Origin of the sequence: Sulfitobacter profundi (genome assembly GCF_042661425.1) — a bacterium.
GTDB lineage: Bacteria > Pseudomonadota > Alphaproteobacteria > Rhodobacterales > Rhodobacteraceae > Sulfitobacter > Sulfitobacter profundi.
Genome location: NZ_JBHSWA010000001.1, coordinates 1,013,187 through 1,036,570 on the forward strand (window position 1 = coordinate 1,013,187; position 23,384 = coordinate 1,036,570).

Annotated in this window: 20 protein-coding genes and 3 pseudogenes; 7 read left to right on the forward strand and 16 right to left on the reverse strand. The window is 60.8% G+C overall.

Annotated elements, in window-relative coordinates:
* Nucleotides 1-16: 16 nt before the first annotated feature.
* Entirely contained in the window at nucleotides 17-265 is a 249-nt protein-coding gene (locus ACFQAU_RS05360) for a GlsB/YeaQ/YmgE family stress response membrane protein (RefSeq protein ID WP_386281047.1), read from the reverse strand.
* A 236-nt stretch (nucleotides 266-501) separates the two neighbouring features.
* Nucleotides 502-858: a PRC-barrel domain-containing protein gene (locus ACFQAU_RS05365; RefSeq protein WP_120350180.1), complete on the reverse strand. Its 357-nt coding sequence runs from the start codon at nucleotides 856-858 to the stop codon at nucleotides 502-504.
* Nucleotides 859-1,038: 180 nt separating this feature from the next.
* Here ACFQAU_RS05365 and ACFQAU_RS05370 point away from each other — a divergent pair, with 180 nt between their 5' ends.
* On the forward strand, nucleotides 1,039-1,224 hold the full coding sequence (locus ACFQAU_RS05370; RefSeq protein ID WP_067622028.1) for a PLDc N-terminal domain-containing protein: 186 nt from the start codon (nucleotides 1,039-1,041) through the stop codon (nucleotides 1,222-1,224).
* 118 nt (nucleotides 1,225-1,342) lie between these two features.
* Nucleotides 1,343-2,014, forward strand: a complete 672-nt coding sequence (locus tag ACFQAU_RS05375; RefSeq protein WP_120350179.1) for a hypothetical protein — start codon at nucleotides 1,343-1,345, stop codon at nucleotides 2,012-2,014.
* A gap of 59 nt (nucleotides 2,015-2,073) precedes the next feature.
* On the opposite strand, the gene ACFQAU_RS05380 is transcribed toward ACFQAU_RS05375, so the two are convergent.
* From ACFQAU_RS05380 to ACFQAU_RS05390, 3 genes are all read right to left on the reverse strand, one after another.
* Entirely contained in the window at nucleotides 2,074-4,362 is a 2,289-nt protein-coding gene (locus tag ACFQAU_RS05380; RefSeq protein ID WP_132444722.1) for a glycosyl hydrolase family 28-related protein, read from the reverse strand.
* 147 nt (nucleotides 4,363-4,509) lie between these two features.
* Nucleotides 4,510-4,911 (reverse strand): DUF4864 domain-containing protein, encoded by a 402-nt coding sequence (locus ACFQAU_RS05385; protein WP_067941556.1) that lies wholly within the window; start codon nucleotides 4,909-4,911, stop codon nucleotides 4,510-4,512.
* 73 nt (nucleotides 4,912-4,984) lie between these two features.
* Complete coding sequence (locus ACFQAU_RS05390; protein ID WP_132444724.1) at nucleotides 4,985-6,565, reverse strand: lysine--tRNA ligase; 1,581 nt, start codon at nucleotides 6,563-6,565, stop codon at nucleotides 4,985-4,987.
* A 122-nt stretch (nucleotides 6,566-6,687) separates the two neighbouring features.
* Here ACFQAU_RS05390 and ACFQAU_RS05395 point away from each other — a divergent pair, with 122 nt between their 5' ends.
* Nucleotides 6,688-7,110, forward strand: a complete 423-nt coding sequence (locus ACFQAU_RS05395; protein ID WP_067622015.1) for a tellurite resistance TerB family protein — start codon at nucleotides 6,688-6,690, stop codon at nucleotides 7,108-7,110.
* A 7-nt stretch (nucleotides 7,111-7,117) separates the two neighbouring features.
* On the opposite strand, the pseudogene dacB reads toward ACFQAU_RS05395, so the two are convergent.
* Nucleotides 7,118-8,713: pseudogene (gene dacB, locus ACFQAU_RS05400) on the reverse strand (D-alanyl-D-alanine carboxypeptidase/D-alanyl-D-alanine endopeptidase).
* A 100-nt stretch (nucleotides 8,714-8,813) separates the two neighbouring features.
* On the opposite strand from dacB, the gene ACFQAU_RS05405 reads away from it, so the two are divergent.
* Nucleotides 8,814-9,647, forward strand: a complete 834-nt coding sequence (locus tag ACFQAU_RS05405) for a DMT family transporter (RefSeq protein WP_120350174.1) — start codon at nucleotides 8,814-8,816, stop codon at nucleotides 9,645-9,647.
* Here the strand turns inward: ACFQAU_RS05405 and ACFQAU_RS05410 are convergent.
* The 3 genes from ACFQAU_RS05410 to ACFQAU_RS05420 all read right to left on the reverse strand — a co-directional run bounded on the left by ACFQAU_RS05410 (nucleotide 9,639) and on the right by ACFQAU_RS05420 (nucleotide 12,311).
* Nucleotides 9,639-10,232: a nicotinate-nucleotide adenylyltransferase gene (locus tag ACFQAU_RS05410; RefSeq protein WP_132444726.1), complete on the reverse strand. Its 594-nt coding sequence runs from the start codon at nucleotides 10,230-10,232 to the stop codon at nucleotides 9,639-9,641. The two genes, ACFQAU_RS05405 and ACFQAU_RS05410, sit on opposite strands and share 9 nt — an antisense overlap.
* An 82-nt stretch (nucleotides 10,233-10,314) precedes the next feature.
* Entirely contained in the window at nucleotides 10,315-11,862 is a 1,548-nt protein-coding gene (locus ACFQAU_RS05415) for an alanine/glycine:cation symporter family protein (protein WP_132444728.1), read from the reverse strand.
* Between the two features lie 11 nt (nucleotides 11,863-11,873).
* Nucleotides 11,874-12,311 (reverse strand): universal stress protein, encoded by a 438-nt coding sequence (locus tag ACFQAU_RS05420; RefSeq protein WP_067623405.1) that lies wholly within the window; start codon nucleotides 12,309-12,311, stop codon nucleotides 11,874-11,876.
* Nucleotides 12,312-12,667: 356 nt separating this feature from the next.
* Between ACFQAU_RS05420 and ettA the strand changes: the two genes are divergently transcribed.
* Nucleotides 12,668-14,323, forward strand: a complete 1,656-nt coding sequence (gene ettA, locus ACFQAU_RS05425; protein WP_120350171.1) for an energy-dependent translational throttle protein EttA — start codon at nucleotides 12,668-12,670, stop codon at nucleotides 14,321-14,323.
* A 169-nt stretch (nucleotides 14,324-14,492) separates the two neighbouring features.
* On the opposite strand, the gene ACFQAU_RS05430 is transcribed toward ettA, so the two are convergent.
* Nucleotides 14,493-15,470: a response regulator gene (locus tag ACFQAU_RS05430; RefSeq protein WP_240791592.1), complete on the reverse strand. Its 978-nt coding sequence runs from the start codon at nucleotides 15,468-15,470 to the stop codon at nucleotides 14,493-14,495.
* 375 nt (nucleotides 15,471-15,845) lie between these two features.
* On the opposite strand from ACFQAU_RS05430, the gene ACFQAU_RS05435 reads away from it, so the two are divergent.
* Both ACFQAU_RS05435 and ACFQAU_RS05440 read left to right on the forward strand, forming a co-directional pair.
* On the forward strand, nucleotides 15,846-16,052 hold the full coding sequence (locus tag ACFQAU_RS05435; RefSeq protein ID WP_067265226.1) for a cold-shock protein: 207 nt from the start codon (nucleotides 15,846-15,848) through the stop codon (nucleotides 16,050-16,052).
* Between the two features lie 142 nt (nucleotides 16,053-16,194).
* Nucleotides 16,195-16,746, forward strand: a complete 552-nt coding sequence (locus ACFQAU_RS05440; protein WP_067623420.1) for a L,D-transpeptidase — start codon at nucleotides 16,195-16,197, stop codon at nucleotides 16,744-16,746.
* Nucleotides 16,747-17,035: 289 nt separating this feature from the next.
* On the opposite strand, the gene ACFQAU_RS05445 is transcribed toward ACFQAU_RS05440, so the two are convergent.
* The 6 genes and pseudogenes from ACFQAU_RS05445 to ACFQAU_RS05470 all read right to left on the reverse strand — a co-directional run bounded on the left by ACFQAU_RS05445 (nucleotide 17,036) and on the right by ACFQAU_RS05470 (nucleotide 23,384).
* Nucleotides 17,036-17,971, reverse strand: a complete 936-nt coding sequence (locus ACFQAU_RS05445) for an ABC transporter substrate-binding protein (protein ID WP_386283816.1) — start codon at nucleotides 17,969-17,971, stop codon at nucleotides 17,036-17,038.
* 71 nt (nucleotides 17,972-18,042) lie between these two features.
* On the reverse strand, nucleotides 18,043-18,882 hold the full coding sequence (locus ACFQAU_RS05450; RefSeq protein WP_132444817.1) for an ABC transporter permease: 840 nt from the start codon (nucleotides 18,880-18,882) through the stop codon (nucleotides 18,043-18,045).
* Complete coding sequence (locus ACFQAU_RS05455) at nucleotides 18,882-19,742, reverse strand: ABC transporter permease (RefSeq protein WP_206054302.1); 861 nt, start codon at nucleotides 19,740-19,742, stop codon at nucleotides 18,882-18,884. The genes ACFQAU_RS05450 and ACFQAU_RS05455 overlap by 1 nt, the downstream gene beginning before the upstream one ends.
* Nucleotides 19,742-20,526 (reverse strand): annotated as a pseudogene (locus ACFQAU_RS05460) (ABC transporter ATP-binding protein). The gene ACFQAU_RS05455 and the pseudogene ACFQAU_RS05460 overlap by 1 nt, the downstream one beginning before the upstream one ends.
* A 74-nt stretch (nucleotides 20,527-20,600) precedes the next feature.
* Nucleotides 20,601-22,061: a dihydropyrimidinase gene (gene hydA / locus ACFQAU_RS05465; protein WP_132444736.1), complete on the reverse strand. Its 1,461-nt coding sequence runs from the start codon at nucleotides 22,059-22,061 to the stop codon at nucleotides 20,601-20,603.
* Nucleotides 22,062-22,134: 73 nt separating this feature from the next.
* A pseudogene (locus tag ACFQAU_RS05470) lies at nucleotides 22,135-23,384 on the reverse strand (Zn-dependent hydrolase).

Consider the following 23,384-nt stretch of genomic DNA (forward strand, 5'->3'; position numbering starts at 1 on the left):
CGTCGAAGCGCCGCCACTAAGGCCAGCACCAGCGCCGCGCCAATCGCCGCCACGACCAGCAGCAAAAGCAAGCCCCCGCCGCCACCACCGTGACGCCAAGCGCGGCAAGGATAAAGGGCAGCGCCACGGCGCCCACAACCCCCAGAATGAGGTACAGAATTCGGTGCCGGCCTGCCACGGCGCCAGCAATCGCCCCAGCAGCAAGCCCGACGACCACAAGCGCGATCAGCGCCACCGCGCCAAGCGTATCAAGAAAGGCTTCCATCAAACGGATCTCCTACATCAGATGAATGGTACGAATGGCACGCCGCACCCCGCGAGGGTAAGCAGCAGGCTAAAAGCGATCAATCGGCGCATCGAGAATTCCCTTTTCAGTCACGGCCAAACCGGCCGTCCCGGCATGAGACCCGATCCGCGCCGCGAAAACAATGGGCTGCGCTGAATATCGCCCCCACAAAAAAGGAGGCGATACCGCCTCCCCTTGTCAGTCGGGAATACCGATCAAAGCCAGTAGTAGGGCACGCCGTAGTGGTCAAACGTGCGCTCTTGCCATGCGCGGTCGCTGTGCCACTGTTCGGTTCGTTCCGGCGCACCTTTGACCGTGGCCTCGTCGATGTTTGTCCTGAAACCATCGCGGGCCGGATCATAGTCCAGCGCGTTCCAAGGCACGGGGTAATGCTCTTCTCCGATGCCGAGAAAGCCGCCGAAACCCATCACGGCATAGGCAACCTTGCCGGATTTCTTGTCGATCATCAGGTGGTCGATATGGCCGATTTCGGTCCCATCCGCGCTGAAAACGGCGGTGCCGTTCACATTGTCCGAAGAAACCAGCGATGCGGGTGCTGTCGTGTCAGTCATGGCTTGTTCCTCTCATGATTGCTGTAATGACAAAACCCAAGGCAGACGGCGCCGGTTCCCGTCATGCGGGCGGGCTGGCAAAGATCGGCTCACTTCTGCGCGGCGCGGCTTGGGAACTATTTGGCCCTCGCTTAAGTTGATGATTCAATAGAAACACACGCATTCGAGAGGGATCATACAATGGAATATGGACTTTTAGGGCTCATCGTCCTCATCGCCGACATCTACGCCATCTATCAGGTCATCACCTCAAACGCCTCGGGCGCTGCCAAAATCGCTTGGGTGTTGGGCATCATCATCCTGCCTGTACTCGGCTTCATCGTCTGGCTGATCGCAGGCCCACGTGGCAACAAAGCCCACGTTTAACAGCCCTGACATAGACGACCCCGAAACCCGGTGCCCATGGCGCCGGGTTTTTACGTTCGACCGTCCGAGGCAACGATTTGTTAACCGCTATTAACCAAGATCGCCGCAGGAGCCTGCCATGCGATCTGCCTTTTGCCTTACCCTGCTGGCCTGCCAGCTAAGCCCCGCCGCCGCCCCAGCCGGACCATGGCTGCGCGAAGAGGGCACGACTTTTATCTCAAGCTCCTTCTCGGCGACCTACTTCTACGACCTTAGCCAAAGCACCTATATCGAATACGGGCTGCGCGAGACCCTGACCCTCGGCTTCGACCTGAACACCGCCCAAAGCCGCTTTGGCCAACAAAGCGGCCATGCCACCGTGTTCCTGCGGTTTCCCTTGGGAGAGCCGACCGAAATGGGGCGTTGGGCCTATGACATCGGCGCCGGAGCAAGCTGGTCGGGGGATCAGATCTCTCCCCACCTCAGGGCGGGGCTGTCTTGGGGCCGCGGCTTCACCTTGGGCGCGCGAAACGGCTGGCTGACCGTCGATACTTCGGCAAGGTGGGAGTTTGGGTTTTCGCAAGAGGTCATCAAGATCGACAGCACCGCCGGGCTGGACTTCACTCCGGTGACCACCGGAATGGCGCAGGTCTTTCTGACCTACACCGGTGGCGAAACCTACGCCAAATTCGCGCCGTCCATCGTCCTGTCGCCCAGCTTCAGCAAGTACCGTCTGCAATTGGGCAGCGAAATTCCAATCGACGCGCCCGAAAATACCGCCCTCACCCTCAGCCTCTGGCGGGAGTTCTGATAAAAAAGGCCCCGCCGATCTCCGGCAGGGCCCTTCAGTGGTTCAGCAAGCCGCCGGGATCAGCGGTTGTCCATCCGCACCAACACAGAGACCTTCCCCTTCACCGGCGTCGGCCAGACCACATGAAGCTGATCTCGGTCCGGCCCTTCGGCATGTGTCACGTAAGGCATATCAAACTGCGCCACGTTGTTGCTGTTGCGGATCGCACCGTGAGCCACCACCGCATCGCTGTTCAGCGCCTGCCCCTCGAAAGGCAAATGGCCCGCCGTATCGATCACCCAAGTCTCTGACGGCGTGGACTGCGTGAACTCAATCTCGGCCATATTCTCCACCTGCGTGGTCACCGCGTGGAAAGAATTGCCCTTCATCACCACGTTCTTGCAGCGCGACAGATCAAGGTCGGCAAAGGTCGTATCCACCCGCTCCGCCCGGTCGATGCTGCCGTTCAGGCTGCGGAAACGGTTGCCGGTGATCGCCACCCCGCTCAGGAAATGCCCCGCGCCATGCGGTTTTACCACGATATAGCTGAACCAAGGCGCCACCTCCCCCGACAGAAAGATATTGTCGCTGATGCTGAGCGCACTGAACGAATAGCCCGAAGTGAAGGCGGGGGTCGGGTCCTGCTCATTCGTCCATTCGATAAAGCAGTTGTCGACGTAATTGCCCGTCACCACCGCGCTGGTATGCGCCGAGGCAAGGATGAGCCCCGCCGAGCGCACACCGTTGTCGACCTCATCCCCTTGAAAGAAGTGATTGCCCGTCACGATGCTGTTGCCGCCCGCCAGCAGCGCGAAATGGCGGAACTTGGTGGCGCGGCAGTCGCGCAGCTTCACGTCGTTGGCGTTGGTGTTGAGCGCGATAGAGGTCCGGTTCGGCACCGTCAGCGCATCCTCCGCCGACAGGAACTGGCAGCGGTCGATCAACATGCCCTGACAGCCCCCGCCGATCGACGTGACACCGCGGTCCTTGGGGCGGCTGACAAAACAATCGCGCAGGTGAAAGATCAGCCCCGCAGGCGCAAGGTTGATCGCGCTACAGCGGTTGTTGCACTGGAATTCGATGTCGGCCATCACGAACTTCGACAGCGAGGCGAAACCGCTGAAATCCACCATGTGTTGGAACTTGCGGAAGGTGAAATTCTGCGTCCCCTCCGCATCGTAGAGCGGCGCATTAAGGGTGATCTCCTGCGTGGCGACGTTTTTGGAGCGCACATAGATCTCGCGCCCCACCCCAGTGCCTTCAACCAGCGCGCCGACGGGGATATTGGCGATATTGGTCACATTGGTCAGCTTGCGGCTATCCGAGGCGGCATAGCGCGCCTGAGAGGTCACCACCACCGTGTCCCAATTGCTGCTAGACGCCGCCTCAAGCTGGCCATTTCGGATCACCCGACGCGTGGCATAGCTGGTCTTGTCCGGCACCGCCGCCTGCATATCCAGCGGTCCGGTCACATTCACCTTGCGCCCGCCCATGTCGAGAGAGTCGTGATCCGCGTTGTTCAGAAGTGCCTGAAACGATTTGAGAAAAGCGGTTTCTTCGTTTTCGAAGGCTTCGATATAGCTGGGCAGGTCAAAGTTGCGGCGCAGCAGCAGAACGGCCCCCACCGGCATGGTGACATGGCCCTCAAACTTGACCGCCGTGTCAAAGGTGACATCCCCGTTCAGCAGATAATTCCCCGCAGGCACCAAGACCGTGCGCCCGTCGGCGGCGGCATTGGCGGCCTCAAAGGCGGCTGTGTCATCGCTCACCCCATTGCCCACCGCACCAAAGTCGCGCACATCAACCTGCGCCAGCATGTCCCGCAGGAAAACAGAAGTGACATCTTCGATCTCGATATCGTCGATCCGAACCACGCCACCGGTCGGCCCGGTCAGGTCCAGCCCAAAATGGCCGTAGACGGCCCCGGTGCCCCAAACCATGTCGACGCCGCCCCGGTCGCCGCTGCCGATGATCGCGCTCACCTCGACCACCTCGCCATAGGTCGTCAGCGTCTCCGCCGGGCCAGCTTCCGTCACGCCGCTCACCCGGCCCCCGCCCGATTGCGCCGGGTATCCCGCGATCCGCACCGTTGGCAGATTGCCACTGACCGCCTTCACCCGCGCCGTCACCCGCAGGTAACACCCCGGCAGCAGCGTGGTTTGCCCCATATAGCGCAATTGTTGGGTACTTTGGGTCTTCAGCAGCTCCAGCGCCCCGCCGAAATCCTGATCTGCCGGGACAAAGGCCGCATTGGCCGCGTTCTCATAGGTGTCTGACCCCGGCGTGCCATCGCCGCTTGACCAGACATCCAGACCCGCCGCAAAGGGTGCCGGCATCAGCACCACGCCGTCGGTAATCGCCTTGTTCATCGCTTTTCCTTTCCCCGGTCCGCACCTCCCACCGGGGCGCGCCGCTCAACTGCTCTGGCTCGGACAGGCCGAACCGCGAGGTCAGGGAAGTATCAACGATGTGTTAATCGCCGCTTGGCCCGCCGTGCGGGCACCGCGCAACAGCGCTCAGACGTTGGCCCCCGGCGCGTCGAGGATCTGCACCCCTCCGATGCGCCAGCCTGCGTCCGTCTGCTCCATCAGATAGCCCAGCAAATGGGTAAACCCCTTGGGGTCGACAACCTGCACCACCTGATAAAAGCGCGACCCATCCGCGCGACGGTCCAGAAACCGCACCTCGGCAGGGTTCTGCACCATGGGATACCCGTTGCTTACCATGCTGCGAAAGTTCTCGGGGGTCTGGAAAAAGCGCTGCAAATTCGGCGTGGCGAATTCGAGGGCAGCGGCAAAGTCATCCGCGCGAAAGGCGTCGAATTGGCTGTTGATCGTCTCTTCGATCTCGGCCTGCTGCGCCATAGCGCCAAAGCTCAGGAGGGCCGACAGCACCAGCCCTCCGAAAAATGTGAACATCCCTTTACGCATCGCCTTTCCCCCTTTGCCCATATTGAATGATCTAAGTCACGCAAGGGCAGAGGCAAAAGTTTCACGTGTTGGTCAGCTTGCCTTCCAGTGCGGCGTCGATCAGTGCCACGGTCTCATCCACGCCGTAAAGCGCGATAAACCCACCAAATCGCGGCCCTTGGCTGGCCCCCAGCAGCACTTCGTAAAGCGCCGTGAACCAGTCGCGCAGCGGGTCGAAACGCTCTTTGCCGACGGCAAAAACCATGCTCAGCAACGCCTCGGCATCCAGACCACCGTCCCAAACCTTCAGCCGCTCGCGCAGGTCTTCTAGCGCTTCGCGCTCCAGATCGCTCGGCGCGCGGAACACTTTGGTCGGTTTGACGAAGTCATTGAAATAGCGCACCGCATGGCCCGCCGCCTGATCCATTCCGGGGTTGTTTTCCGGCGTGGCCTCAGGCGCATAGCGCTGGATAAAGCCCCAAAGCTGCGACTTGTCCTCGGCGCTCGACACGCTCGCAAGGTTCAGCAGCATCGAGAAGGGCACCACCATATCCGACTGGGGCACATCGCCGCCGTGGATATGCCAAACCGGGTTGTTGAGCCGCGCCTTGGTGTCCTGTGTTTCATAGGCCCGCAGCTGCTGGTGGTATTCGTCCACCGCCTTGGGGATCACGTCGAAATACATGCGTTTGGCCGTTTTGGGCTTTTGGAACATGAAATACGACAGGCTCTCAGTGCTGGCATAGGTCAGCCACTGGTCGATCGAAATGCCGTTGCCCGAGGACTTGGAAATCTTCTGACCGTTCTCATCAAGGAACAGCTCATAGCTGAAATGCTCGGGCTTTTTGCCGCCGAGGATCTCACAGATACGGTCATAGATCGCGGTATTGGTCGCGTGTTCTTTGCCGTACATCTCAAAGTCGACATCCAGAGCGGCCCAACGCGCGCCGAAATCGGGCTTCCATTGCAGCTTCACGTTGCCGCCTGTCACCGGCAGGGTCATCTCGGTGCCGTCCTCGTCGTCGAAGGTGATCGTGCCGTCCTTGGCGTTGACCTCTTTCATCGGCACATAAAGCACGCGGCCCGTCTCGGGGTGGATCGGCAGAAAGATCGAATAGGTCTGACGACGCTCCTCGCGCAGCGACTTCAGCATCACCGCCATGATCTCATCGTATTTCTCGCAGGCGCGCAGCAGCACCTCATCGAATTGACCAGAACGATAGAACTCGCGCGCGGAATAAAAGTCATACTCGAACCCAAAGGTATCGAGGAACCGGCGCAGCATGGCGTTGTTGTGGTGGCCAAAGCTCTCATGCGTGCCGAAGGGGTCCGGCACCACGGTCAATGGCTTGTGCATATGCTCTTTCAGCATGTCCTGCTGCGGCACGTTGCCCGGCACCTTGCGCATGCCGTCCAGATCGTCCGAGAAGCACACCAGCTTGGTGGGAATATCGCTGATCTCTTCAAAGGCGCGCTTGATCATCGTGGTGCGCAGCACCTCGCCAAAGGTCCCGATATGCGGCAAGCCGGAAGGGCCATAGCCCGTCTCGAACAGCACATAGCCCTTCTCTGGCGGTTTCTTGGCGTAACGTTTGAGCACCCGGCGCGCTTCTTCAAAGGGCCATGCTTTGCTGCTGAGTGCCGCGTCTCGGGTCTCGGACATGTTAGATCATCCATCTTTTGGCGCCCCTGCGCCCAATGCGCACGGGGTCGCCCGTTCCTATTGCTTCGCACCCTGAGGGTCAATATTCTGCGCTGCAACATACCTGTTCAAAGGATTTCCCGATGCCCGACACATCTTCCCTCTCGCTCAGCGCCCAAGATAGCCTTGTCGCGCTGATGATCGCGGTCTCGGCCTCGGACGAAGACATTCGCACCGCCGAACTGGTCAAAATCGAATCCGCGCTGAACCTGCTGCCAGTGTTCTCGGGCTACGACAACGACCGCGTCGCGACGATCAGCAAGACGGTCTTTGACCTGTTTGAACAAGAAGACGGGCTGGATGCCCTCTTTGGCCTGATCCGCGAAGCGCTGCCCGAACGCCTGCATGAAACGGCCTATGCGCTGGCCTGCGACGTGGCCGCCGCCGATGGCACACTCGACGAAGCCGAACTGCGCCTGCTCGAAGAGATCCGCTATGAGCTCAACATCGACCGGCTCCACGCCGCCGCGATTGAGCGCGGCGCGCGGGCACGGCATCTGACCTAAGCGCGGGTTAGGACTCTTCCAGCACGGCTTCCTGCTCTGCCTCGCCCTCAGCGTCAGGCTCGGGGGCCGTCTGCGTTTCAGGCTCGGCTGCGGCTTCAGGCTCAGGTTTCACGGCCACGTTATACAGCAGCCCCCAACGCTCCAGCAGGCCACGCTGCACACGTTTGGCCCGCCCGTTCCAAGTCCGCGCCCCCGGCGGACGCTCCCGTTCCGCCCGGCTGATCTTGGCGCGTTCATCGGTGTTCGCGGTCAGGATCGCAAAGGCCAGCACCCGATCTTCGGGCGTGGTCAAAAACCCAGCCAGCGCCGAGACAAAGTTCAGCGTCCCGGTCTTTGCGTCGATCTTGATCGGATTGTCCCGCTCTGGACGGCCCCGGTCATCGCGCAGATAGACCGGCTTCAGAATAGGCCGCAGCCCGGTGCCGTGAATGCGCGCCAGCCCCCGGCCATGTCATGCACGGTCATCTTGCTGTCATCGCCAAGGCCCGAGTGGTCGATCATTGCCGGGTTTTCCATGCCCAGTTCCTCGACCGCCCATTTGTTCATCTCTGCCGCCGAGGCCCGCAGGCTGGGCACCGTTCCCAGCCGTTTGGCGCTGGCGGCCAAGCCGACCATCTCTGCCGTAAGGTTGGTGGAATATTCCAGCATGTCCTTCAGGATCGGCCGCAACTTGGCGCTGCGATGGGTGACGAGGGTCTCCCCTTCGGGCAGCGCTTCGGCCAGTTCCGCATCGCCCAGCTTGATACCGTGGCTGCGGGCAATCGTCGCGAAAATATCGCCCGCATAGACGCCGGGCCGCCGGATCGGCAGCCAACGCGCGCCGCCCGAGCCCAAGGCGCTCTTTGCCACGGTCCAGACATCGCGGTCGGGTTTGTTCTCATAGGTGTAAACCGGCCCGCTTCGATCGACGACTTCCATCGTCGCGGCGCGCACCGCAGGCGCATAACGCCCCGCGCGGCCCTCCATCGTCACGTCATAACCACCGCCACTGCGTTTCCATTCGAAATGCACCCGGTTGTAATTCAGCGCGATGCCTGAAACGCCGGGGTTATAACCCACATGGTCGGGCTGTTCGGGGTCAATCGCAAAGGTCGCGGGAAATGCGCCCTCATAGACCTTGAACGTGCCCTTTACGCCAATGATGCCCGCCTCTTTCAACTCTTCGGCCATCTGGCCCAGATCGTCGCTGTCGAGTGTCGGGTCACCCCCGCCAACGAGGATCAGATCGCCCTGCACCTCGCCATTGACCACACCCGCCCGTCGCTAGCAACCGCGTCTCGAAAACGTGATCGGGGCCCAGTTGGTCCAGCGCATAAAGCGCGGTGATCGCCTTAATGCTGCTGGCCGGCGGGATGCCATCTGTGGCGTTGGACGCCTCCAGCCAGACGCCGCTTTCGACATCGACCACGGCAAAGGCTACCGTGCCGCTGATCCCGCTGTCTGCGATGATCTCGGAAACGTTAGGAATGGCCTGTTTATACAGGTCGTCATCACGTCCCATGGGGCGCAACGAAGTGGTCGGGGACTCGGCCCAAGCAGAGGCCGCCACCATCGCAGCGGCAGCCGTTCCAAGGAAAATGCGTCGTGTAAAACTCTGGCTCATGGGCTTGATATAAACCCCATGCGGCGTTCGGCCACAACCTGTCTGACAACAGGGGGCCTTTCGCGGTTGCACAAAACCGCCGACCTGCTACCCCGACATCATGCAACGCGCTATTCCGATCATGTTTATCGCCATGTCACTGATCCCCGCAGGGGACAGCGCGGGCAAGATTTTGACCTCGGGGATGGGCGTGGCACCGGTTTTTGTGGCGTGGTCGCGCTTTGCCATCGGCGCGCTGATGGTGCTGCCGTTCCTGCCGCGTGGCACTTGGGGCCTGATGCGCGACTGGCGGCTCTGGCTGCGCGCCGCCACGCTGGCGTTGGGCATCACCTGCATTCAAACCGCGCTCCAGACAGAGGCGATTGCCAATGTCTTTGCCGCCTTCTTTATCGGGCCGATGGTCAGCTACCTTTTGGCCGCGATTTTCCTGCGCGAACGCATCAGCCTGCTGCGCAGCGCTTTGATCCTGCTGGGCTTTTGCGGTGTGCTGCTGGTGGTGCGTCCGGGGCTGGGCGGCGGCACCGGCGGGCCGGGGCTGCTGTTCGCCGTGGCCGCGGGGCTGTTCTACGGGGTTTTCCTGACCATGTCGCGCTGGCTTTCTGATCTGGCACCACCCCTTGCGCTGACCTTTACCCAACTGGCGATGAGCGCGGTGATGCTGCTGCCCTTGGGCCTGATGAACCTGCCCCAAGCCACCCTGCCCGTCGCCGGATTGGCGACCGCAAGCGCGCTGTTTTCGATGTTGGGCAATCTGCTGCTGCTCTACGCCTATCGCCGCGCGCCCGCGACGCGGCTGGCACCTTTGGTCTATTTCCAACTGATCGCGGCGGTGCTGCTGGGGCTCTTCCTGTTTAGCACCCTGCCCGATGCGCTGACATGGGCGGGGCTTGCCGTCATCATCACCGCTGGCATCACCTCGGCCCGGCTACGCTGAGCGCCAGCCCCCGGCAGCGCGCAGCGCGGTGGATGAGACATCGACCATCGGCACATTCACGAAACACCACGCAGGCGCCGTGGCATGGCCCAAAAGCTGGCTGTTGCGCCCCGCGATCCGGTAAGGCGCATAAAGCGCCGCCGCCCGGCTCATCCGGGCCGAGATACGTTGCCCGGGCCGGGCCAGCACGCCCACCGGCACCGTCTCCATGATTTGCCGCCAATCTTGCCACAGATGAAACTGCGCAAGGTTATCGGCCCCCATCAACCAGACAAAGCGCACGCCGGGGAAGTGCCGCCGCAGCGCCGCCAGCGTCTGAGCCGTGTAGCGGGTGCCAAGCTGCGCCTCGATATCGGTGATCTCAACGCGCGGGTGATCCATCACCGCCCGCGCCCGCGCTTTGCGCTGCGCCATGGGCGCTGGCCCGTGTTCTTTCAGCGGGTTGCCGGGGCTGAGCAGCCACCACACGCGGTCCAGCCCGAACCGTTTCAATGCCTCGCGGGTGATATGTGCATGCCCCTCATGCGCCGGGTCAAACGACCCGCCTAGCAGGCCGATGACCTGCCCACTTGTGGCGAATGGCATGGTATTACGCAAGAAAATGGCCCCCGATCGGAAATCAGGGGCCAAAGGAGGGGCATTGCTGCCCTTTGTCAATGCAAGGCGCTTACTTGTGCTTCACGATCTCGCCCGAACGCAGCCGCGCGACATAGCTGTTCAGCTCGCGCTTCACGATCGGCATCAGGAAGTAGAGCGCGATGATGTTCACGATCGCCATCGAGAAGAGCATGGCATCGGAGAAGTCGATCACCGGCCCAAGGCTCGCCGCCGCGCCGATCACGATGAAGACGCAGAAGATGATCTTAAAGATTAACTCTTTCACCGCCCCCTCGCCGAAGAGATAGGTCCAAGCCTTGAGGCCATAGTAGGACCAGCTGATCATCGTCGAGAATGCAAAGAGCACCACCGCAATCATCAACAAGATCGGGAACCACGAGAACGCCCGCGCATAGGCCGCCGAGGTCAGGGCCACGCCGCTGACTTCACCTTCGGTCGCGATCCGGCCCGCTTCGGCGTTCCAGATGTAGAGCCCGGTTTCCGGGTCTTGGTTCAGCACGCCGCTGATCACGATGACCAAAGCCGTCATGGTGCAGATCACCACCGTGTCGATGAAGGGCTCCAACAGCGCGACGTAGCCCTCGGTCACCGGCTCTTTGGTGCGCACCGCCGAGTGGGCGATGGCCGCCGAACCGATGCCCGCTTCGTTGGAAAAGGCCGCCCGACGGAAGCCTTGGATCAACGCCCCAGTAAAGCCGCCGACAACGCCCAGACCGGTAAAGGCGCCCATGAAAATCTGGCCAAAGGCCCAGCCGATCATGTCCCAGTTGATGATGAGGATCAGCACCGACACCAGCACATAGAAGACACCCATGAAGGGCACGATCTTTTCCGTCACCCGCGCGATGGATTTCAGACCGCCCGCGATCACGGCAAAGGTCACACCGGCAAGGATCACACCGGTAATCCAGCCCGGATAGTCCCCCAAAACACCTGCAAGCTGCGCATGGGCTTGGTTGGCTTGGAACATGTTGCCCCCGCCTAGCGCGCCCAGAATGGTGAAGATCGAGAACAGCACCGCCATGAAGCCACCCAGCGGCAAGCCGCGCTCGGAAAAGCCTTTGACGATATAATACATCGGCCCGCCCGAGACGTGGCCGTCGGGGAATTCATTGCGGTATTTCACGCCCAGCGTACATTCGGTGAACTTGGTCGCCATGCCGAACAGGCCCGCAACCACCATCCAGAATGTCGCGCCCGGCCCGCCGATGCTGACGGCTACGGCCACGCCCGCGATGTTGCCCAGACCCACGGTGCCCGACAGCGCCGTCGCCAACGCCTGAAAGTGGCTCACTTCGCCCGCATCGTCCGGATCAGAATAATCGCCCCGCACCAGTTGGATCGAATGCCAAAACCCTTTGACCTGAATGGCCCCGAAATAGACGGTGAAGACCACCGCACCCACGACCAGCCACAGCGCGATCCATGAGAAATTCGTGCCCGGCAGCGGGGCGAAGATGAACGAAACATACCAACCGGTGTAATCGGCAAAAATCTGGTTGATACGCTGGTCGACGCCGACAGCCTCTTGCGCGGCGGCAAGGGTCGGCAGCAATGACGCAAAAATGGCCATCGCAAAGGTAAATAGCTTATTCATGGCTTATCCTTTCAGGGAATGATCGTGACAGGCACGCTGGAGCCCGCGACCAACCGGCCCGTCACCCCGCCAAAGAGCCGCTTGAGCCCGCGCTCACCGACCCGACCGACAACAATCTGAAGCGCACCGCGCTTCTTGGCGACACCTTCAAGGATATCGGCCACATCACCGTGCCGCACGATCCCTTCGACCTCCACGCCCGAGGCTTTGGCCTCTGCCACCGCCGGATCAAGCACCACGTCATGCGCGCGCTGCAACTCCTGCTCGCGCCGCATGTGGCGCTGCTCGTTCTCTTCCTTGGTCTGAAAAGTGAAAGGCGACCATTCGATCACGAAGCAAACCGTGATCGAACAATCCCCGATCTGTTTGGCCTGAGCCTGAGCGAAGGCCAAAGCACGCGCGCCGGCTTCCGATCCGTCCAGACCCACAACGATTGTGGATTTTGACATGAGTATTTCCCTGTTTTTATGACTGCCAGTCGATACACCGCGAAGGGTGAGCACCGCTTTCAGCCTGCCTACTCCACGATGGCCGAAAATCGCCGCCCAATCGTAGATTGCAAGAATCCTAGCGCAAAAAGCGCAGAAAAGTCGACCGCATTTCGCTTCCCAACTGCACAGATCGCCTGCCAAACCGTTGTAAAACCATCCAATAGCCCGCATCGCCCGCCTGAGGCACGCGGCGCGAGACGCGCCTCTTGCGACACCGGCGGTCGACAGCCCTGCGGCGTATAGAGTGTTTGATCTTGCCCTGCCCGGGCGATATTGCACTGCAAACCCCAAATCGCGCTTCGAGGATTCTCCAAATGGCTGCCTATCAATACGTCTATCACATGTCCGGCGTCTCCAAGACCTACCCTGGGGGCAAGAAGACATTCGAAAACATCCACCTGAACTTCCTGCCCGGCGTGAAGATCGGTGTCGTCGGCGTCAACGGCGCGGGTAAATCCACCCTGCTCAAGATCATGGCCGGGCTCGACAAGGATTTCACCGGCGAAGCATGGGCCGCCGAGGGCGCCAAGGTCGGCTACCTGCCACAGGAACCCAAGCTCGACCCGACCAAGACCGTGCGCGAGAACGTCATGGAGGGCGTGGCCGGGAAAAAGGCCATTTTGGATCGCTACAATGAACTGGCGATGAACTACAGCGACGAGACCGCTGAAGAGATGGCCAAGCTGCAAGACGACATCGACGCCCAAGACCTTTGGGATCTCGACAGCCAGATCGACGTATCGATGGAAGCGCTGCGCTGTCCGCCCGATGACGCGATGCCCGAAAACCTCTCGGGCGGTGAAGCGCGCCGCGTGGCGCTGTGCAAACTGCTGCTCGAAGCGCCCGACATGCTACTCTTGGACGAACCGACCAACCACCTTGACGCGGAAACCATCGCGTGGCTGCAACAGCACTTGATCGACTACAAAGGCACGATCCTTGCCGTCACCCACGACCGTTATTTCCTTGATGACATCACCAGCTGGATCCTCGAATTGGACCGTGGCCGCGGCATCCCTTACGAGGGCAACTATTCCGATTGGCTGGAGCAGAAAGCCAAGCGCCTGAGCCAAGAGGCCCGCGAAGACAAGTCAAAGCAAAAAACGCTTGAGCGCGAACTTGAATGGATGCGCCAAGGTGCCAAGGCCCGTCAGGCCAAATCCAAAGCCCGGATCGCGGCCTATAACGAGATGGCCGAAACCTCCGAGCGCGAAAAACTCAGCCGCGCCCAGATCGTCATCCCCAACGGCCCGCGCCTTGGCAACAAGGTGATCGAGGTCGAAGGCCTGAAAAAGCACATGGGCGACAAGCAGCTGATTGATGGGCTGAATTTCAGCCTACCGCCCGGCGGTATCGTCGGTGTGATCGGCCCCAACGGCGCGGGTAAATCGACGCTATTCAAAATGCTCACCGGGCATGAAACACCGGACGAAGGCACCATCGAATACGGCGACACGGTTGATCTGTCCTATGTTGACCAGTCCCGCGATGACCTGAACCATGATGACACCGTCTGGCAGGCGATCACCGGCGGCGCCGAGATCATCAAGCTGGGTGATGCCGAGGTAAACAGCCGCGCCTATTGCTCGTCCTTCAACTTCAAGGGCGGCGACCAGCAGAAGAAAGTCGGCCTGCTGTCGGGTGGTGAACGCAACCGCGTACACATGGCGCGTCTGCTCAAAGAAGGCGGCAACGTGCTGCTGCTCGATGAACCGACCAACGATCTCGATGTCGAAACCCTCCGCGCGCTCGAAGACGCGCTGGTCGATTTCGCGGGCTGCGCCGTGGTCATCTCGCACGACCGTTTTTTCCTCGATCGTATCTGTACCCACATCCTTGCCTTTGAAGGCGAAGCGCATGTGGAATGGTTCGAAGGCAACTTCGAAGATTACGAAGAAGACAAGAAGCGCCGTCTGGGTGCCGATGCGCTTGAGCCGAAGCGCCTGAAGCACAAGAAATTCGCGCGGTAAGCATAGCGGATTAGCGATTTGGAGGGCGTCGGATTTCCGGCGCCCTTTTCTTTGCTCAGCGCAGCATCGGTCCCGCCCGGAGACACGCCGGGCATCGCCTGAACGCGAAACGCCCGCCCCACCTCACGGCAGAACGGGCGCGTCACAAAGCTGAGGACGAGCAGAGCCCTCAGCGTTCTTCGTCGATCGCCGTTTCCAGCTGGGCAAAGAGGTTGTCTTCATCATGCCGCGCCAGACCGTGCAGCGGATCCCAGCTTTGCAGATACTCACGCAGCTTGTTGCTGGCCGAAAGACCCGACCAGAGGCGCTGCTCGGTGACCGAATGCACTTGCAAGGACGGGGCCAGCCCGCCGTTCATACCTTTGCCGTCCCAATTCTTTTCCAGATGCTCGCGCGTGCGATCGGCCATGGAGGCGGTGTTCAACCGGGCGCGGCTCATCACCACCCCGATGAAACGCCCACTGCCCGCATAGGCCAGATGAAAGCGCATGCCCTCCAGCGAATGCACCGAGGCGCGGGCCACCTGCTCCATCTGGCGGCGGAAGGCCGGGGCCTTGACCGCGCGATAGATGCCGCGCGCACCCTCGACTGAGATCGAAAAGAGGCTCATCGAGAAACAACCGCTCGGCAGGCGCAGCAGGTAATTCTCAAGCTCGGAGACGTTGCTACAGGCCGAGACATCGAGATCGAAATCCTCGTCAAAGCGGATCTGCATCATCTGCGTCAACTCGCTCAGCGTATGCTGCGCCTCACGTTCGCGCAGCAGCGAGGCATTGAGCATGCTGGCGGCATTGATCCGCGCGCTGAGCTCGACACCATCCAAAGGCTTGCAGAGGAAATCGGTGGCCCCCGCATCAAAGGCCCGCTGCATCATCGCAGGTTCTTTGCTGGCAGTGATCATGATGATCGGCACAGCGCGGTAGAAAGGCACATCGCGGATCATCTCACACAGGCTGATCCCGTTGATGCCGGGCATCATGATATCAAGCAGGAAGGAATCGAACGGTCGGTTCGACTCTTGCATGATCTCAAGCGCCTCTTCCGAGCTTTCGCAACAGGTCAGCTCGTAATTGTCATTCTCGGTCAGGCAACCTGTAAGCAGGTCAAGGATGACCGGGTCATCGTCTACGGCAAGGATACGCATCATGTCTCATTACTCCACATGAGGGGGCGCTGGCAGGCGCACTTGGGGCTTTCTCACAAAAAACCACCTATGCCGGGCAGCAATGAGACCAGTTTTAGGCAAACTCGGGACAGCGCATTCGGGGCCGCTCCCCGCAAAATATGGGGAACACGAAACTTCGTGGCGATAATTTGCCGAAATCCGCAACAGCGCAGACCTGTTGTGGCCCCAAAATGCGATGCCCCTTGAACGAATCCCCTCCTGATGCAATATAGACGGTGCAGACGTTATCTTTTTCGACCCACTGTCTCCCTCATACGGCGCTCAGTCTATCGATCCAGACCAACCACGCCGGGCCATCGCACCAACGCGGATGGCATAAATATGGAGACTACGGATATGGCCACTGGCACCGTAAAATGGTTCAACACAACTAAAGGCTTCGGCTTCATTGCTCCCGATGGCGGCAGCAAAGACGTTTTCGTGCACATTTCCGCTGTTGAGCGCGCTGGCCTGACCGGCCTGGCCGACAACCAGAAAGTGACCTTCGACATCGAAGCAGGCCGTGACGGCCGTGAATCCGCGACCAACCTCGCGCTGGCCTAATGGCCGGGGGCCTCGGCCCTGATGCAAGAATTTGACCGACCTGCTGATACCGGCAGGTCGGTTTTTTTATGTCCAGCCTTGCTAAAATGCGCCCCCGTGGCAAAATGCAGAGCGAAACAGCAATAGATTGATGGAGCCTGCCATGCGCCGCCGTAGTTTTCTGACCAGCACCGTGGCCGCAGCCGCCCTTCCCCTGATGGCGCAGGCGCGCACCGCCGCCTACAGTGCCGCCCCGCAGATGGTGCCGATGAAAGCGCAATATGCGCCCGGTCAATTGCTGATCCTGCCGCGCAGTCATTACCTCTATTTCGTAACCGCCCCGGGCCAAGCGATGCGCTATGGCGTGGGCGTCGGTAAAGCGGGATTGGAATTCACCGGCACCGCCACCATCGATGTCAAAAAAGAATGGCCCACATGGCGCCCGACCAATGAGATGATCGAACGCGAGCCGCAGACCTACAAACGTTTCATCGGCAACACCGACGCCCAGCCCGGCGGCCCCGGCAACCCCTTGGGCGCGCGGGCGCTCTACCTGTTCCAGAATGGGCGGGACACCTTTTTCCGCATTCACGGGACCACGCAGCCGAACTCCATCGGCCGTTCGGTCTCCAACGGCTGCATTCGGATGCTGAACGAACATGTGATCGATCTCTATCAGCGTGTGCCGATTGGGACGAAGGTCACGGTGCTCTAAGCCCCTTTTGACAACGCTCAGCCCGGACTCAGGCCGCAGGCACCGGGCCATCGCCCGCCCGCCCGCCCGTCACGCCAAAGGCGTGCCGCATATAGAGCGCACCTTTGGTGCGACCGGCTAGGCGATTTGGTGAGGCCGGGTGCGCCATTAAAAAGGCGCGTCACGGCTGAACGATAAAGTAGCACAAAACTCCGTCGGATCGCCGACCGCGTGCAGGCGCTGGCCCCTCACACCAAAAGAAAGGGCCAGCGCATCGCGCCAGCCCTTCCACTCTCATTACCGTCAAAGCTTACTGAAGCGCTTTATCCGTAATGTCATGGGTCCAAGCCCCCTCGGGCGCTTTCGTGATCATGCCACCTTCCATGGTGATCTCCGCACTGCGGTCAAACGCGGTTTCGTCCAAGCGGCCATCGCTGCCCTCGGTCAGCTTGGCGATCTCGCCCATCATGCGGGTCTGGTGCTTCTCGGTCTGGGCGCCGGTCTGGTCGTTTTCCAGCACGATGTCGGCGGCTTCCTCGACATTCTCCTCGGCGTATTTCCAGCCCTTCATCGAGGCGCGGACGAAACGCGCCAGCTTGTCGACCATCTCGGGGTCTTCGAGGCTCTCTTCGGTGGTGTAAAGACCGTCTTCCAGCGTCGAGATGCCCTCGTCCTCATATTTGAAGACCACCAGATCCTCGGGCGTCAGCCCTGCGTCGATCACCTGCCAATATTCGTTGTAGGTCATGGTGGTGGCGCATTCGACCTGCTTTTGCAGCAGCGGGTCGACGTTGAAGTTGATCTTTTGGATCGTCACCCCACCGTCGGAGCCATCGGTGGGATAGCCCAGCTTGCCCATCCAGCTCATCAGCGGGATCTCATTGCCGAAGAACCAAGTGCCCAACGTGTTGCCGGGGAAATCCTCGGGGCTTTCGATGCCATGCTCTTTGAGGCAGGTCAGCATCAGGCCGGATTTCGCGAAAGGTTGTGCGATGTTCACAATCGGCGCGCCCTTTTCGCGCGCGGCCAGCGCCGAGGGCAGCCAGTCGACCATCACGTCGGCCCCACCGCCCAGAAGCACCTGCACCGGCGCGATGTCCGGCCCGCCGGGCTTGATCGTGACGTCCAGCCCCTCTTCCTCGTAAAAGCCCTTGTCCTTGGCGACGTAATAGCCCGCGAACTGGGCCTGCGTGACCCATTTGAGCTGCAGCGTCAGGTCGTCGGCGGCCTGCGCCACGCCCCCCAAAGGCCCAAGGCGGCCCCGGCTGCGATCTTCGTGATGGTTTTCATTTTTATCTCCCTGTTGGTTGGTCGTCTTTAGTTCCTCTGGCTGGGGTGCCAAAAGGTCACCCGTCCTTCGATAAGGGCCATGATACCATAGAACGCCGATCCGGCTATTGCCGCGACAACAATCTCGGCCCAGACCAGATCAAGCGCAAGCTGCCCAACCGAGGTGGAGATGCGAAAGCCCATGCCCAGCACCGGAGAGCCGAAGAATTCAGCAACGATGGCGCCGATCAGGGCAAGGGTGGTGCCGATCTTTAACCCGTTGAAGACAAAAGGCATCGCCGCAGGCAGCCGCAGTTTCAAAAGCGTGCGCCAATAACCGGCGGCATAGGTCCGCATCAAGTCGCGCTGCATGGTGTCGCTGGCCTGCAAGCCCTGCACCGTGTTTACCAGCATCGGAAAGAACACCATGACCACGACAATCGCCGCCTTGGACTGCCAGCCAAAGCCGAACCACATCACCATGATCGGCGCCATGCCGATGATCGGCAGCGCGGCCACGAAGTTGCCCACCGGGAGCAGCCCGCGTTGCAGGAAAGGAAAACGATCAATCGCCAGCGCTGTCAGGAAGGCCGCGCTGCAGCCGATGATATAGCCGCTCAGCGCGCCCTTGATGACAGTCTGCACAAAGTCGACCCACAGAATGTCCAATGAGGTCGCAAACCGCGCAGCGATCACCGAAGGCGCAGGCAGCAGCACTTGGTTGATGTCAAAACCGCGCACCACCCCTTCCCAAACCGCGATGAGCGTCAGACCGAAAACAATCGGCGAAGCGAGCGCCGCCCAACGGGACGGTTTTTGCCGCGCAAGCCAGACGTTTATCGAAAGCCCGACCAGCCAAGCGGCGATGGCGAAAACTATCCAACCCATCATGCCATCCCCATTCGTTTTAGCGTGACCCGTTGGATCAACCCGATCAACCCCACCATCACCGCCGCCAAAGCTGCCGCCATGATAAGCGCGCTCCAAATCTGGACCGTCTGACCATAGTAGCTGCCCGCCAGCAACCGCGCCCCAAGGCCCGCCACAGCACCCGTCGGCATCTCGCCCACGATGGCACCGACGAGAGAGGCCGCGACACCGACTTTCAGCGAGGTAAAGAAGTACGGCATCGACGACGGCAGCCGCAGCTTCCAAAAGGTCTGCCAACCGCTCGCGTGCCAAGTGCGCATCTGGTCCAACTGCATCTGATCCGGGCTGCGCAGCCCTTTGACCATGCCCACGACCACCGGGAAAAACGACAGATACATGCTGATGATCGCCTTGGGCAGCAGGCCAGAGAGGCCCACGGCATTCAGCACCACGATGATCATCGGTGCGATGGCCAAAATCGGAATGGTCTGGCTGGCAATCACCCAAGGCATCACCGACATGTCCATCGTGCGGTTAAACACGATCCCCACCGCCAGCAGTGTCCCAAGTGCGGTCCCCATGACAAAGCCAAGGAAGGTCGCGCTGAAGGTGACCCATGTGTGATAGACAAGCGAGCGTTTCGACGTGACTTTCTTCATCACCGTGGTCTCCCACAGTTCGGCCCCCACCTGATGCGGTGCGGGCAGCTTGGGCTTATCCTGCGACCACGTATCGGCCACCAATTCCGAGAATGTCAGCGTTTTATCCGCCCGCGCCGCCACATCCCGCGCCCATTGCGCGTTGAGCGCGACAGCAGCGCCATACCAAACGACAATCAACAGCCCCACGACCGTAAGAACGGGGATAATGTTACGCATCAATCGTCCCCATGCCCGGCGCGCAGCCCCTCACGGACGCGATGCGCGATCTCTAGAAACTCAGGGCTTTCGCGGATTTCCAAGAGGCGTTCACGCGGCAGCGGGCTTTCGATCACATCCGCGATCCTACCGGGCCGCGGGCTCATCACCACGATCTTGGTCGACAGATAGACCGCCTCAGGGATCGAGTGGGTGACGAAGGCAATGGTCTTTTCCGTCCGGGCCCAGAGCTTCAGCAGTTGCTCGTTGAGGTGGTCACGCACGATTTCGTCCAACGCGCCAAAGGGTTCGTCCATCAGCAAGATGTCGGCATCGAACGACAACGCCCGTGCGATAGAGGCCCGTTGCTGCATCCCCCCGACAATTGCCAAGGGAACTTCTTCTCAAACCCGCTGAGTTCCACCAGTTCCAGCACGCGCTGCACCCGTTCGGCCTGCTCAGCACGGGGAATGCCCATGATCTCAAGCGGCAGCCGGATATTGCCGCCGATGGTGCGCCACGGATAGAGCCCCGCCGCCTGAAAGACGTAGCCGTAGGCCCGCGATTTGCGCGCCTCCTCGGGCGAGACACCGTTGATGGTCACGGTGCCGCCCGTGGGCTGCTCAAGGTCGGCCATAACCCGCAGAAAGGTCGTCTTCCCGCAGCCCGACGGGCCGATAAAGCTGACGAAATCCCCTTTGTGGATTTCAAGGTTCACGTCTTTCAACGCATGGACCGGCCCGTCATTGGTTTGAAAGGTCAGATCTAGATTGCTGGCGCTGATCACGCTCTGGCTGTCATTCACAAATTTTACTTCCCTGTTGGTCGGCCGCTTTTAGCGCGGCACTTTACCTGATTGTCGTGGCGGTTCTACATCGCTCAGATCCCCGCCGGAATGTTCAGCGGATCGCGCTTGATCATCTTGGGGCTGTTGAGCTCCTTCCACTTGCTGAGCGCGACATTGGCGCTTGGGAAGGCTGGGCGCGGCACGAAACGCCCACGTCCCGGCTGCGGCTGGCTGTTTTGACCCCAAGCCCAGATCACCTCACCTCGGCTGAGGGTATAGCGGCTCTGCGCCTTGACCTCAAAGCCCTCAAAGACGTTGTAATCAAGGATGGAATGGTGGTTCGCCGGGCTGATCGTCTTGGTGATTTTCGGATCCCAGACCACGATATCGGCATCAGCCCCTTCAACGATCGCGCCCTTCTGCGGATAGATGTTGAGGATCTTGGCGATATTGGTCGAGGTCGCGGCGACGAATTCATTCGGCGTAAGCCGCCCAGTCTCCACCCCTTCGGTCCAAAGCACAGCAAGCCGTTCTTCCAGCCCGTTCGAGCCGTTGGGAATGATCCGGAAATCATCGCGGCCTGCCCGCTTCTGCTCGGTGCTGAACGCCGCGTGGTCCGTTGCCACCACCTGCAAACTGCCCGCCTGCAACCCGGCCCAAAGGCTGTCTTGGTGGTCTTTCGAGCGGAAGGGCGGCGACATGACGCGCCGCGCGGCGTGGTCCCAATCTTTGTTGAAATACTCAGACTCATCCAGCGTCAGGAACTGGATCAGCGGCTCGCCATAAACCCGCATCCCCTTTTGCCGCGCCCGGCGGATCGCCTCATGGGTCTGCTCGCAGGAAACATGCACGATATAGAGCGGCACGCCTGCCGTGTCCGCGATGGTGATCGCGCGGTTGGCGGCCTCGCCCTCCAGCTCAGGCGGGCGGGAATAGGCGTGGCCCTCTGGCCCGGTGATGCCCTGATCGAAATACTTCTGCTGCAACTCGGCGACCAGATCGCCGTTCTCGGCATGGACCATCGGCAGCGCGCCAAGTTCCGCACAGCGTTTGAACGAGGCGAACATCTCGTCATCTTCGATCATCAAGGCACCCTTATAGGCCATGAAGTGCTTAAAGCTGTTCACCCCCATGTCGACCGCGTCTTTCATCTCGTTAAAGACGGTCTCGTCCCAGCCGGTGATCGCCATGTGATAGCCGATGTCGCTGCAGATCTGCGGCGCGGATTTGCGGTGCCACTCGTTGATCGCGTTTTTGATGCTGCCATCGGCGCCCGGCAGGCAGAAATCGACCACCATCGTGGTGCCGCCCACTGCCGCGGCCCATGTGCCGGACTCAAAGGTTTCGGCTGCCGTGGTGCCCATGAAAGGCATCTCTAGGTGCGTATGCGGATCAATCCCGCCGGGGATCACATAGGCGCCCTCGGCGTCGATATATTCGTCGCCCTTTAGGTCTTCGCCGATCTGTTTGATCTTCTCGCCTTCGATCAGGACATCGGCTTTCCATGTGCGGTCCGCCGTGCAAACCATGCCACCCTTGATTACCTTGCTCATCTTCTTCTCCCCATCTTTTCTGGCAATTCACGTCGGGGGGCCGGGGCAGCACCCCAGACCTCCGCCCGCGTGTTCAGCCCTCTATTTCCGCTGTCTCCAGCACCGCATGGAGCAGCACATCCGCCCCCGCCTTGGCCCAATCCTTGGTGATCTCTTCGGCCTCATTGTGGCTCAGACCATCGACACAGGGGCACATCACCATCGCCGTGGGCGCCACCCGGTTGATCCAGCAGGCGTCATGCCCCGCGCCCGAAATCAAGTTCATATGGCTATAGCCCAACCGCTCTGCGGCGTTGCGCACGGCCGTGACGCAGCCATCGTCAAAGGCCACGGGATCAAATCCGCCGACCTTTTCAAACTCGATCTGCATGTCCATATCATCGGCGATCTTTTGGCCCTCGTCGCGCAGACGGGCCTCCATATCCTCGATCACGGCCAGTTCGGGTGACCGGAAATCGACGGTAAACACCGTCTTGCCCGGGATCACGTTGCGCGAGTTCGGGTAGACTTCGATATGGCCTGCCGCCCCCACCGCATGGGGCGCGTGGCTGAGCGCAATCTCGTTCACCTTTTCCAGCACCCGCGCCATGCCCAGCCCCGCATCGCGGCGCATCGGCATCGGGGTGGAACCGGTGTGGCTGTCCTTGCCGGTGATCGTCACCTGCGTCCAGCTCAGGCCCTGCCCGTGGGTCACGACGCCGATGTCCTTGCCCTCGGATTCCAAAATCGGGCCCTGTTCGATGTGCAATTCAAAGAAGGCGTGCATCTTGCGCGCGCCGACTTCCTCATCGCCCTTCCAGCCGATGCGCTGCAACTCGTCGCCAAAGCTCTTGCCCTCGGCGTCGGTGCGCGCGTAGGCCCAGTCTTGGGTGTGGATGCCAGCAAAAACCCCCGACGACAGCATCGCGGGGGCGTAACGGGTGCCTTCTTCGTTGGTGAAGTTGGTCACGACGATCGGATGTTTGGTCTTGATGCCCAGATCGTTCATCGTGCGGATGATCTCCAACCCGCCGAGCACGCCAAGGATGCCATCGTATTTCCCGCCCGTGGGCTGGGTGTCGAGGTGGCTGCCCACATAGACCGGCAGCGCATCGGGATCGGTGCCCTCCCGCTGGGCGAACATATTGCCCATCTGGTCAAGACCCATGGTGCAGCCCGCGTCTTCGCACCACTTTTGGAACAGCGCGCGGCCTTCGGCATCTTCGTCGGTCAGCGTCTGACGGTTATTCCCCCCGCCACGCCGGGGCCGATCTTGGCCATCTCCATCAAGGAATCCCACAGGCGGTCAGGATCAATCTTGAGGTTCTCTCCGGGCGCGGGCAT

Excerpts from the sequence above, each read along its gene's own strand:
- ACFQAU_RS05360 (WP_386281047.1), bottom strand. The coding sequence starts at position 265 with ATGGAAGCCTTTCTTGATACGCTTGGCGCGGTGGCGCTGATCGCGCTT.
- ACFQAU_RS05365 (WP_120350180.1), bottom strand. The coding sequence starts at position 858 with ATGACTGACACGACAGCACCCGCATCGCTGGTTTCTTCGGACAATGTG.
- ACFQAU_RS05370 (WP_067622028.1), top strand. The coding sequence starts at position 1,039 with ATGGAATATGGACTTTTAGGGCTCATCGTCCTCATCGCCGACATCTAC.
- ACFQAU_RS05375 (WP_120350179.1), top strand. The coding sequence starts at position 1,343 with ATGCGATCTGCCTTTTGCCTTACCCTGCTGGCCTGCCAGCTAAGCCCC.
- ACFQAU_RS05380 (WP_132444722.1), bottom strand. The coding sequence starts at position 4,362 with ATGAACAAGGCGATTACCGACGGCGTGGTGCTGATGCCGGCACCCTTT.
- ACFQAU_RS05385 (WP_067941556.1), bottom strand. The coding sequence starts at position 4,911 with ATGTTCACATTTTTCGGAGGGCTGGTGCTGTCGGCCCTCCTGAGCTTT.
- ACFQAU_RS05390 (WP_132444724.1), bottom strand. The coding sequence starts at position 6,565 with ATGTCCGAGACCCGAGACGCGGCACTCAGCAGCAAAGCATGGCCCTTT.
- ACFQAU_RS05395 (WP_067622015.1), top strand. The coding sequence starts at position 6,688 with ATGCCCGACACATCTTCCCTCTCGCTCAGCGCCCAAGATAGCCTTGTC.
- ACFQAU_RS05405 (WP_120350174.1), top strand. The coding sequence starts at position 8,814 with ATGCAACGCGCTATTCCGATCATGTTTATCGCCATGTCACTGATCCCC.
- ACFQAU_RS05410 (WP_132444726.1), bottom strand. The coding sequence starts at position 10,232 with ATGCCATTCGCCACAAGTGGGCAGGTCATCGGCCTGCTAGGCGGGTCG.
- ACFQAU_RS05415 (WP_132444728.1), bottom strand. The coding sequence starts at position 11,862 with ATGAATAAGCTATTTACCTTTGCGATGGCCATTTTTGCGTCATTGCTG.
- ACFQAU_RS05420 (WP_067623405.1), bottom strand. The coding sequence starts at position 12,311 with ATGTCAAAATCCACAATCGTTGTGGGTCTGGACGGATCGGAAGCCGGC.
- ettA (WP_120350171.1), top strand. The coding sequence starts at position 12,668 with ATGGCTGCCTATCAATACGTCTATCACATGTCCGGCGTCTCCAAGACC.
- ACFQAU_RS05430 (WP_240791592.1), bottom strand. The coding sequence starts at position 15,470 with ATGATGCGTATCCTTGCCGTAGACGATGACCCGGTCATCCTTGACCTG.
- ACFQAU_RS05435 (WP_067265226.1), top strand. The coding sequence starts at position 15,846 with ATGGCCACTGGCACCGTAAAATGGTTCAACACAACTAAAGGCTTCGGC.
- ACFQAU_RS05440 (WP_067623420.1), top strand. The coding sequence starts at position 16,195 with ATGCGCCGCCGTAGTTTTCTGACCAGCACCGTGGCCGCAGCCGCCCTT.
- ACFQAU_RS05450 (WP_132444817.1), bottom strand. The coding sequence starts at position 18,882 with ATGGGTTGGATAGTTTTCGCCATCGCCGCTTGGCTGGTCGGGCTTTCG.
- ACFQAU_RS05455 (WP_206054302.1), bottom strand. The coding sequence starts at position 19,742 with ATGCGTAACATTATCCCCGTTCTTACGGTCGTGGGGCTGTTGATTGTC.
- hydA (WP_132444736.1), bottom strand. The coding sequence starts at position 22,061 with ATGAGCAAGGTAATCAAGGGTGGCATGGTTTGCACGGCGGACCGCACA.